The organism is Streptomyces sp. NPDC107517, from assembly GCF_055582645.1.
In genome coordinates this window covers 18,817-27,960 of sequence record NZ_JBVJPM010000049.1, presented here as the reverse complement: position 1 = coordinate 27,960, position 9,144 = coordinate 18,817, and the positions used below count along the sequence as shown (strand labels likewise).

8 protein-coding genes and 2 pseudogenes are annotated in these 9,144 nt (G+C 69.7%); 4 read left to right on the top strand and 6 right to left on the bottom strand.

The features are described 5' to 3' along the window. Positions 1-57 precede the first annotated feature (57 nt). Positions 58-204: a hypothetical protein gene (locus ACZ67T_RS43405; RefSeq protein ID WP_469992226.1), complete on the bottom strand. Its 147-nt coding sequence runs from the start codon at positions 202-204 to the stop codon at positions 58-60. A gap of 289 nt (positions 205-493) precedes the next feature. On the opposite strand from ACZ67T_RS43405, the gene ACZ67T_RS43400 reads away from it, so the two are divergent. From ACZ67T_RS43400 to ACZ67T_RS43390, 3 genes and pseudogenes are all read left to right on the top strand, one after another. Continuing rightward, on the top strand, positions 494-1,585 hold the full coding sequence (locus tag ACZ67T_RS43400) for an IS630 family transposase (protein WP_469992224.1): 1,092 nt from the start codon (positions 494-496) through the stop codon (positions 1,583-1,585). 9 nt (positions 1,586-1,594) lie between these two features. Further along, on the top strand, positions 1,595-2,113 hold the full coding sequence (locus ACZ67T_RS43395; protein ID WP_469992222.1) for a hypothetical protein: 519 nt from the start codon (positions 1,595-1,597) through the stop codon (positions 2,111-2,113). 52 nt (positions 2,114-2,165) lie between these two features. Beyond that, positions 2,166-2,552, top strand: a pseudogene (locus tag ACZ67T_RS43390) (transposase family protein); the annotation flags it as partial. Positions 2,553-2,712: 160 nt separating this feature from the next. On the opposite strand, the gene ACZ67T_RS43385 reads toward ACZ67T_RS43390, so the two are convergent. From ACZ67T_RS43385 to ACZ67T_RS43375, 3 genes and pseudogenes are all read right to left on the bottom strand, one after another. Continuing rightward, complete coding sequence (locus ACZ67T_RS43385) at positions 2,713-3,693, bottom strand: CU044_5270 family protein (protein ID WP_469992221.1); 981 nt, start codon at positions 3,691-3,693, stop codon at positions 2,713-2,715. Continuing rightward, positions 3,690-4,289, bottom strand: coding sequence for an RNA polymerase sigma factor (locus ACZ67T_RS43380; protein ID WP_469992219.1), 600 nt, complete (start codon positions 4,287-4,289; stop codon positions 3,690-3,692). The genes ACZ67T_RS43385 and ACZ67T_RS43380 overlap by 4 nt, the downstream gene beginning before the upstream one ends. 105 nt (positions 4,290-4,394) lie before the next feature. Then, positions 4,395-4,945: pseudogene (locus tag ACZ67T_RS43375) on the bottom strand (TetR/AcrR family transcriptional regulator). Positions 4,946-5,131: 186 nt separating this feature from the next. Between ACZ67T_RS43375 and ACZ67T_RS43370 the strand changes: the two are divergent. Continuing rightward, positions 5,132-6,586: a glycoside hydrolase family 30 protein gene (locus tag ACZ67T_RS43370; protein ID WP_469992217.1), complete on the top strand. Its 1,455-nt coding sequence runs from the start codon at positions 5,132-5,134 to the stop codon at positions 6,584-6,586. 141 nt (positions 6,587-6,727) lie between these two features. Here the strand turns inward: ACZ67T_RS43370 and ACZ67T_RS43365 are convergent, their stop codons facing one another. Together ACZ67T_RS43365 and ACZ67T_RS43360 are read right to left on the bottom strand one after the other, a co-directional pair. Further along, positions 6,728-8,431, bottom strand: a complete 1,704-nt coding sequence (locus ACZ67T_RS43365) for a heparinase II/III domain-containing protein (protein ID WP_469992216.1) — start codon at positions 8,429-8,431, stop codon at positions 6,728-6,730. Then, a complete protein-coding gene (locus tag ACZ67T_RS43360) occupies positions 8,406-9,143 on the bottom strand; it encodes a hypothetical protein (RefSeq protein WP_469992214.1) in 738 nt (245 codons plus the stop codon). Before ACZ67T_RS43360 ends, ACZ67T_RS43365 begins: the two co-directional genes overlap by 26 nt. Position 9,144: the final 1 nt, after the last annotated feature.

Below are 9,144 nucleotides of genomic sequence, written 5' to 3'. Positions count from 1 at the left end.
CGCACGACGGCGCAGCTCAAGCGGGTACTGGGAAGGACGTGCCATGACTCGATCCTCTCAAACGATCGAGTCTCTACCGAATCCGGAACGGTTCAGATAGCCCTTGCCCGGGTAGTCGATCACGGCAGTGCAGCACGGGAAGTCACGGGCTGAGGGGTGCTTGCCGATCTCAGCGGCATCATCGACGCGGTCCAGCGTCACCATTACTGCACCCTGAGTGCCGTCTCGTAAGAAGGGAATGATCACGACCTCACCCTGCCGTCGGGCCGCATCGGTGGCAAGGGTAAAGACCGGTCAGCACCGCAGCAGCAGGTTGCCGGTGCGGTCCTCAGCCTGCACGGGGATCGCCTTGAGCGCGTTGTGCAGCTGCATGGTGAGGACGTCACCATGATTGCCGAACGGGCCGGTTCTCATTAGGGCCTGTCTGGTGGGTCACCAGGGCCCGTTGCCTGCCTTCTAGTGACCTGAGTCAGAGGTTTGTCGTTAGTTGGGCATGAGTCGTCCGGGCCCGAGGATTCCGCCGTTGTCGTTGACCGATGCCCAACGGGCTGTGCTGGAAGGGTGGTTACGACGCCGGTCGACGGCGCAGGCCCTGGCGCAACGGGCACGGATCGTGTTGGTGTGCGCGGAAGGCCACTCCATCATGGAGGTGTCACGGCTGCTGAAAGTTGCACCGGACACCGTTCGTACCTGGCGTCGGCGCTTCCTCGAGCACGGCCTGGACGGCTTGTGCGACGAGCCACGGCCGGGTGTCCCGCGCAAGATCAGCGATGCGGATGTCGAGCGGGTCATCGTCAAGACGCTGCAGGAGACACCGAAGAACGCAACGCACTGGTCGACCCGGTCGATGGCGGCGGCAACCGGGATGTCCCAGTCGGCCGTCTCGCGGATCTGGCGGGCGTTCGCCCTGGCCCCGCACCTGTCGCAGACCTTCAAGCTGTCCACAGATCCGCACTTCATCGACAAGGTCCGTGACGTCGTCGGCCTCTACCTGGATCCGCCGGAGAAGGCTCTGGTCCTCTTTGTGGACGAGAAGTCACAGATCCAGGCACTGGACCGGTCCCAGCCAGTCTTGCCGATGATGCCCGGGGTGCCCGAGCGCCGCAGTCACGACTACGTCCGCTCCGGCACCACCACCCTGTTCGCCGCACTGGAGGTAGCCACCGGGAAAGTCATCGGCTCCCTGCACCGCCGGCACCGGGCCACCGAGTTCAAGAAGTTCCTGGCCAAGGTCGACAAGACAGTGCCGCCCACTCTCGAGGTGCACCTGATCCTCGACAACTACGCGACCCACAAGACACCCGATGTGAAGAAGTGGCTACTGGCCCACCCACGGTTCCACCTGCACTTCACACCCACCAGCGCCTCATGGCTGAACCTGGTGGAACGGTGGTTCGGCGAACTCACGCAGAAGAAACTCAAGCGTGGTGTCCACCGCTCCGTCCAGGCACTCGAACGCGACGTCCGGGCCTGGCTGGCCGACTGGAACAACCACCCCAAACCCTTCGTCTGGACGAAGACAGCCGACGAGATCCTCGACAAAGTCGCCGCCTACTGCCACCGAATCTCTGACTCAGGTCACTAGGCTGGCGTCATGGATAACGGGCTCGCTCACGAGGGAAGCGCCTCCATTAACTTTCGACGCTACGTCCCGGATGCGAAGGAGCACGGGTTTCGGTGGGTCGACATCAAGCAGCTCCACTTCTCTGCGGAGTCCATGGACGATAGAGGGCTGCTTGCCGGGCTGATTGGGCATGAGCAGTTCCGGGACGACTATGCAGGTGGTGGAGTGCTGCCGGAGGGACTCCGGCACGGTCCGTATTGGCTGCGGCTGATCGCTCCCGACCTGTACGAGTCCATCAGCCAGGACAAGGCCCTGCAGGTCCTGCGGGAGTGGGTGGATCTCCTCTGCGATGTGCCCACCGAGCTGGAGGCAGATTTGCAGCGGGAGGTGTTCGCCCGCCTGGCCGCAGCTGATGGCATCTACTACCTCGGCGAGCTCGGTGATGAGGCGATTCATGACTGGGGACGTGTGCACGACTACTTTCACGAGTTTGTGCTCATCGACCGCTCGGCTGGGCGAATCACGCTCATCGTCGCCGCCGACGACTGAGGCAACCTCCGGGGCATTCACTGCGGTGATTGGTCTCAGGAGCGGAGCCACAATCTCGGCGAACGTGCAGGTCATCATCGACGCGGAAACGAAACTCGTGGTCGCCGCGGCCCGGCCCGTTCCCGGCAACACTGCCGACGCGAAGGCATGGCGTGACTCCCGCCTGGCCCAGCACTGCGAAGGCGTAACCGTGTTGGGCGACGGCGCCCACATGAACATCGGGCCCGTCGTCCCGCACCGCAAACGCCCCGGCCGGGCCCTGCTGCCCGGCGAGGAGGAAGACAACGCCGAGCACCGACGGGTCAGGGCCCGCGTCGAGCACGCCTTCGCGCGCATGAAGCATTACAAGATCCTCCGCGACTGCCGGCAGCGCGGCAACGGCCTCCACCACGCGGTCCAGGCCGTCGCCCACATGCACAACCTCGCCATGGCCGCGTGAGCAGGCCAGCACCGAAACCGGCCCCGACCTGCCCGAACCCAGCCTTCTGCAACACGCTTTAGTAGGGGAGGAGCGTCCGCCGGCGGTGGAGCCTTGATGCCGTCGAGCACGCGCGCAATCTCGTCGTACATGCGAACAGCTTCGTCGCCCCCGCCGGATGTCAGGGGCGGTCGCCGTTGTGGTCGACGACTCCCGTGGCCAGGAGGGCGTTCTGGAACATGAGGTCGCCCGCCTTCCAGGGCCGGTCGGGGGTGTCGTCGGAGCCTGGGAACGTGTCCTTGTAGTCCTTGACCACGAGCCATCGGTCGCCGAGGTACTGGTATGTGTGCGGGTCGATCAGGATCTCGCGGCGGACCTTCTGCCCCTTCTCGTCGTGCCCGACCGCGAGGGCGTCCCGGCCCGCGAGGTCCCGTACAAGATGGTCGGTGATCTCGGCGCCGGGGACCGCGGCCAGCGCGCGGTACAGCTTGGCGAGCGCCTGCGGCGGGATGGGCTGGGACTCGAACAGCACACTCAGCGCACGCATGTCGTGCTCCCCCTCGGGCTCGGTGCCGCCCTTCCCGGACGGGTAGTAGGCGCGGACCTTCTTCAGCACGGCGGCCGGGTCGTCCGGCAACTCGTCGAGGAAGCGGAGCCGTTCGCGCATGGAGCGGTCGTCGCCCTCCTTGCCGTTCTCGAAGCGCGGGTCCGCGTACAGCTCCCAGTGCTCCTGGGGCTCCGGCTCCGGTTCGGGCTGTGCGGCGGCGCTCTCGGGCCAGATGCTGGGACTGGCCGAGAGCTTCTTCTCGTAGATCCACTGGCCCGCGTGCGGCGTGGGCGGCGGATCAGCCCGCTCCACCGTGGACGCGGCCCGCTCCAGCACCTCCTTCACCGAACCCTGCACCGTCCGCGTCCCGGCCGGCACCGTGGTCTCCACATCACTGTGGCCGCCCCCTCCGAGGCCGGAGGCCAGCACGGCCACCGCGGTGAGAGCGGCGGCGGCCCCGACCGCCGCGAGCCGCCAGTCGGCCCGCAGCCTGCGTCCCCGGCCACGCCCCGCGGCGCTGCTCAGCCGGTCCCGCCCCTCGGCGAGCCGTGCCCGGTCGGGCTTCGGCGCCCCGGCCCGGAACTCGCGTACGTCCTTCATCTCGTCCACGTTCACGGCCGGACCACCTCCGCCACTTCACCCAGAAACGCCGGGTCGGCACCCAGCGCGGCCCGTACCTTGCGGCGGGCCCGGTTGAGCCGGGAGCGCACGGTCCCGACGGGTATGCCGAGTGCCTCGGCGACCTCCTGGTAGGTCAGGTCGGCCCAGGCCACGAGCAGCAGCACATGCCGGTCGGCGGCGGACAGCGCGGCGAGCGCGTCCGCGAGCGGGGCACGGTCGGCGACCAGGTCCGCGGTGTCCTCGACCCAGCCGGCCGCGACGGGGTCCTGGCCGGTCCTGGCCAGCGCCCGCAGACCGCGTACTTCCTTCCGGCGCTGCTTGCCGATGAGGTGCGCGGCGATCCCGTACAGCCAGGGCCGGGCACTGGCCCGCGAGGCGTCGTAGCGGGCACGCACCCGGAACGCGGTCAGGAAGGTGTCGGCCGTGACGTCGTCCGCCGCGTGGTCGCCGAGGCGCCGGGCCACGTACCGGTGGATGTCGGGTGCGTACCGGTCGTAGAGCCGGGCGAACAGCTCCGGATGTTCCAGCGACTGCGCGATGACATGGCCGTCGCGCTCGTCGCCGGGGTCGAGCGCCGGTGGTCCGGTCACGGGTCCTCCGTCAGCGGGTGGGGTCGAGCGTGTCACCCGTTGTTCCCCGCAGCCCCGCGAAGAGTTCACGGCCGCACAGGATTTTCTCAGGGAGCGGGCGCGACCCTACGGGATCAGCCGCGCCGGCATCTCCCGCGCGTACCCGGCGTCGTACACCCCGCCCGTGAGCAGCACCTGCAGCGAGATCCCGTCCATGAGCGCGACCAGGGCCCGTGCCGTGACGGGATCGATGCGCTCGGCGAGGGCGTCGGACAGCTCCTGGCACCACTCGGCGGCGACGGCGCGCAGCGCGGGATAGCGCAGCGCGGCGAGGTACAGCTCGTACCCCAGATCCACGCCGACCCGGTCCCCGGCGAGACACTCGCCGAGCGGCCGGCGAGCTCGTCGGCGAGGTCGAGCGCCGGGTCCTGGAAGGAGCCACGCGCCGCGACAACCTTCGCGAACCCCTCGTTGGCCTGGCGCAGCGCGGCGACCAGGAGCTCGTCGAGGGCCTTGAAGTGGTACATCGTCGAGCCGAGCGGCACATCGGCCTCGGCGGCGACGCTGCGGTGGCTGAGTCCGTCGATGCCCTTCGCGCCGGCGCCCCGGAGGGTGTCCTCGGTGAAGCGCGTTGAGCTCGGGCCTTGACCGCCACGAAAGACGGCACGGCGTCCGATGAACCGGCTGGTGCGGGTGCAGCGGCTCGCGCTGGCGGCCGCCTCCGCCTGAGTCCGGGACACCGGCTGAATTTGTTAAGCGCCTTGACAGATTCCTCGGCGCTCGCGACCGTACCTGCAGCACGACGTGCCACCCCCCTGCCTTCTCACCCGCACCTGGGATCACAGGACTTCAGGAGTTCACGGATGCCGTCGAAGCTCAGACCCCGTCGCCTCGCCCTGCTCGCCTCCGCACTGACACTGGCCGCGATCACACCGATGTTGACCGGCACCCCGGCCGGCGCCGACACGTCGCCGGGGAGCATCGACTTCTCCGAGCGGCATCAGCGCATCAACGGCTTCGGCGTCTCGCAGGCGTTCCAGCGCGCCGCCGTCATCCACGGCCTGAAGGGGCTGTCCGCCGAGAAGGGCGACGAGATCGTCAGGTTGCTGTTCTCGCGGAAGGACGGCGCGGGCCTGAGCATGCTGCGGCTCGGCGTCGGCTCGTCCACCGACTCGGTCTACGACCACATGCAGACGATCGCGCCGACGTCGCCCGCGAGCCCCGACGACCCGCTCGCGTACACCTGGGACGGGAACGACGGCGGTCAGGTGTGGCTCGCCAAGGAAGCGAAGAAGTACGGGGTGAAGCGGTTCATCGCGGACGCGTGGAGCGCCCCCGCCTACATGAAGACGAACGGCGACGACGCGAACGGCGGCACCCTGTGCGGTGTCGTCGGCGCCGACTGCGCGAGCGGCGACTGGCGCGCCGCGTACGGCCGGTACCTCGCCCGGTACGTGAAGTTCTACAAGCAGGAGGGCATCCGCATCACCGACCTGAACTTCACCAACGAGCCGGACTGGAAGGCGACTTACGCCTCCATGAACTTCACGCCCGAGCAGGCGGCGGACGCGGTGAAGGCGATCGGACCGGTCCTGCGCGCCGAGGCCCCCGGCACCAAGCTGTACTGCTGCGACAGCTTCGGCTGGGAGCAGGGCAAGGCGTACGCGGCCGCCATCGACGCGGACCCGGCCGCCGAGAAGGAGGTGTCCGCGTATAGTGCCCACGGCTATGCCTCCCCCGCCACCAGCCCGCTGAGCGACAGCGACAAGCCCGCGTGGATGACGGAGTGGGCGGGCAGCGGCGTCTGGCCGAGCAAGTGGGACGACGGCACGAACGCGGCCGGCCTCTACGTCGCCGAAGCCATCCACCATGCCCTCGCCGACGCCGACTCCTCCGCGTACCTTTTCTGGCTCGGCGCCTCGATCGGCAGCACCGGCGCGCTGATCCGCATGGACGACGACAGCTACCAGGCATCCACGCGGCTGCGGGCGATGACCGCGTTCAGCAGGTTCATCCGCCCTGGCGCGGTACGCGTCGACGCGGCCTCCGGCTACGAGGCGGTGCTGGCATCGGCGTACCGGAACACGGACGGGAGCGACGTCGCCGTGCTCATCAACACGAGTGCGCAGGCGACGACGGCGGATCTGGCGCTGAAGGCGGCGAAGGGGCAGCAGGTGACCGGATACGTCACCGACGGGGACCACGACACGACGGCGGTGGACGGCCTCGCCCGGGTCACGGACGGACATCTGACGGCGCAGCTGCCGGCCCGCTCGGTCGTGACCGTCGTCCTGGATCCGGGCAGGTCCCGGGGCTGACGGTGCCGCGTCCGCGGGCTGAGGCGACGGGACCCACCCCTCAGAAACAAGCAGGGGAACCGCGCCGGACGGCCCGGGGGCCGGGGCTCGTGGTGGCAGCCTTCTGCAGGATCGCGAAGAGTCGTCAACCATCTGCGCAGGCTAGGAGTCGCCGCTGACAACTTCGAAGGCGAACGACTGGCGTGTGCGCCCTTCCGCAAGCTCGAACCGCAGGTTCAGCAGATACACCGTGTCGGGAGCACCCCCGTGGTCGGTGGTGTGCACCTCTTCCGTCTGCGGGGTGCAGCCGTCGGGCAGGGCCAGGCGGGCCTGTGCCGCGGCTCCTCGCCACCTCACCCACCCCGATCCGACCTCGGGCCGCAGGCGGCTGACGAACCCTTCGTCCAGCCGCATCGGCCGCTCCGTCTCGACCTCGTCGACGAGCAGCAGCTGTCGGCTGTCGCGCCGCCAGGAGAAGGCGCGGCGCAGCGCCGTCAGACCCTCCACCTCGTAGGCCCGGGTGATATCGAGGCTCACGTCGACGCCACTGTCGGTGAGGTGGTGGTCGAGGAGCCGCGCGACGCGGGCGCCGCCCGCCGACTGCTCGTGCCCGTCGACGCGCGGTACGGAGTGCCCCCGGGGGGACGTGTGCAGATACGCGTACCGGGTGGCGTCGTCGAAGTACCCCTTGCGGTACTCCCCGGCGCCCAGGTCCGCGAGCAGCACCTCGCCGTGGGCGGCGAGGATGAACTGGCCGAGGTCGTTGTGGTTGTGGGGCTCGTCGTTGTGGCCGCCCTTGGCCGCAAAGGCGACACCTGCTCCCCGGTCGACCGTCCAGGCCAGGTCGGGGAGGTGGGTGGTGGAGGGCGCGGCGTCCGGTGCGGGGGCGGACTCCGGTGTGCCCCAGCGCAGGGTCCTGGAGATGTCGCCCCAGTCGCGCCACGCGAGGGTGTCCTTCTCGACGGCCTCCGCCGGGACGCGCACACCGAGCCGTTGTTCCAGCCGGGCCGCGAGTCCTGCGGGGATGCGAGACCGTTCGTCCGCGTCGGAGAAGGCGGGGAAGAGACCGTCGCCCAGGTGCACCGCCGAGGGGAACCGTGCGATGGCCGCCACTTTGGGCTGTGCTAGGAGATCCTCCCCGGTCGCCTCCCTCAACTCCTCGGCGAAGTAGACGAAGTGCGAGAACCCGAACACCCAGTAGCCCACGCCTTCCGCGCAGCCGCCGTCGTCGCCGAAGCCGCTGAGGTACGTGAGCTGGGCGGCCCGGCACCGGTCGACGACCCGGGTCAGGCGCGGTCCCGGTTCCCACAGGGCCAGCGCGGCGAGGCCCGCGGCGCCGCCGCACACGGCGGCCCAGTTGTGCGGCCAGCCCTCCCACACGAGCGGCCGGTCGTCGTCGGCGAGGAGCGTGAGGACGCGATGGTCGACCTGGTCGCGCACGCGGGCGGCGACGCGCGGATCGAGCCGGTCGCCGCAGTTGCGCACCGTCTCGGCGAGCAGGTGCGCGGTGAGCGCGGCGAACAGGTCGAGACACTGGTCCATGCCCCGCTCGAAGCGCGTCGCGTGCATCTCGTGCGCGGGCAGCGCCCAGGTGTACTCGTCGCAGACGGCCCACAACATGTCTTCCAGCGCGCCGAGTCGGGCCTTCGGGTCGATGAGCGCCTCGGCGGCCAGTGCTGTCACCAGCGCGCGGCGCCGGAAGTACGAATCCTCGTACGCGAGCCGGTCGCCGTCGTCCTCGAAGCGGCGGTACGCGGAGAAGGGAAGCTCCGGCAGGGGCGTACTGCGCGCGGTGTCGGCCGCCGCACGGATCCCGGCCCGCAGGTCCTGCGGCAACTCCTCACACCGCGGCGGTGTCGGGGACATCGCTCTTCCCTTCTCTCACAGCGGGCCCACCCTCGACCGACAGCATGACGCGGCAGTTGCGCCACGTCACGAACAGCGCGCACCCCGGCAGCACGGCGAGCCCCATCAACGGCGCCTGATTGACGAGCAGCAGGGTCACCGCCGCCAGTGCCAGGTTCAGCACAGTGAGCAGTATGCGCCGCAGTGCCGCGTACGGCGCCAGCAGGAAGAGCCGCCGCCCCAGCGCCCCTCCCCCGGCCACCTGCGCGAGCGCGACCGGCCAGGCGGCGACCGCTACCACCGCGACGACCACGGCGATCGGCACAACTGCCGCCCCCACCACGGCAGTTCGCAGCGTCACAACGTCCGCCACCGCGGCGATCACGAGCAGCACGAAGGGCGCCGACACCAGCACGGCCCGCCGGTACAGCCGCCGGTAGGACCGGAAGAACTCCCGCACCGGTACCTGCTCCTCCCCCGCTCCCGTCGACTCCCCGAGATACGCGTATGCGGCGGCGATCGACGGCCCGGGCAGCGCCAGCAGCATCAGCGTGAACGCCATCGGATGGCGCCACGGCTGATGCGTCAGCTGCAGCGCGGCCAGCAGGGGCAGGTTCGTCACCGCGATCCCGAGGTTGACGACGAGGACGCGGTGGACGTGGGACCAGATCAACTCCCATGACCCGTATGCCACGTTGATCCGCGGGCGCCGGACGCCCGAGGAGGCCGCCACC

What these genes read in the sequence shown, in the direction of transcription:
- ACZ67T_RS43405 (WP_469992226.1), bottom strand. Translation starts at nt 204, where the DNA reads ATGGTGACGCTGGACCGCGTCGATGATGCCGCTGAGATCGGCAAGCAC.
- ACZ67T_RS43400 (WP_469992224.1), top strand. Translation starts at nt 494, where the DNA reads ATGAGTCGTCCGGGCCCGAGGATTCCGCCGTTGTCGTTGACCGATGCC.
- ACZ67T_RS43395 (WP_469992222.1), top strand. Translation starts at nt 1,595, where the DNA reads ATGGATAACGGGCTCGCTCACGAGGGAAGCGCCTCCATTAACTTTCGA.
- ACZ67T_RS43370 (WP_469992217.1), top strand. Translation starts at nt 5,132, where the DNA reads ATGCCGTCGAAGCTCAGACCCCGTCGCCTCGCCCTGCTCGCCTCCGCA.
- ACZ67T_RS43365 (WP_469992216.1), bottom strand. Translation starts at nt 8,431, where the DNA reads ATGTCCCCGACACCGCCGCGGTGTGAGGAGTTGCCGCAGGACCTGCGG.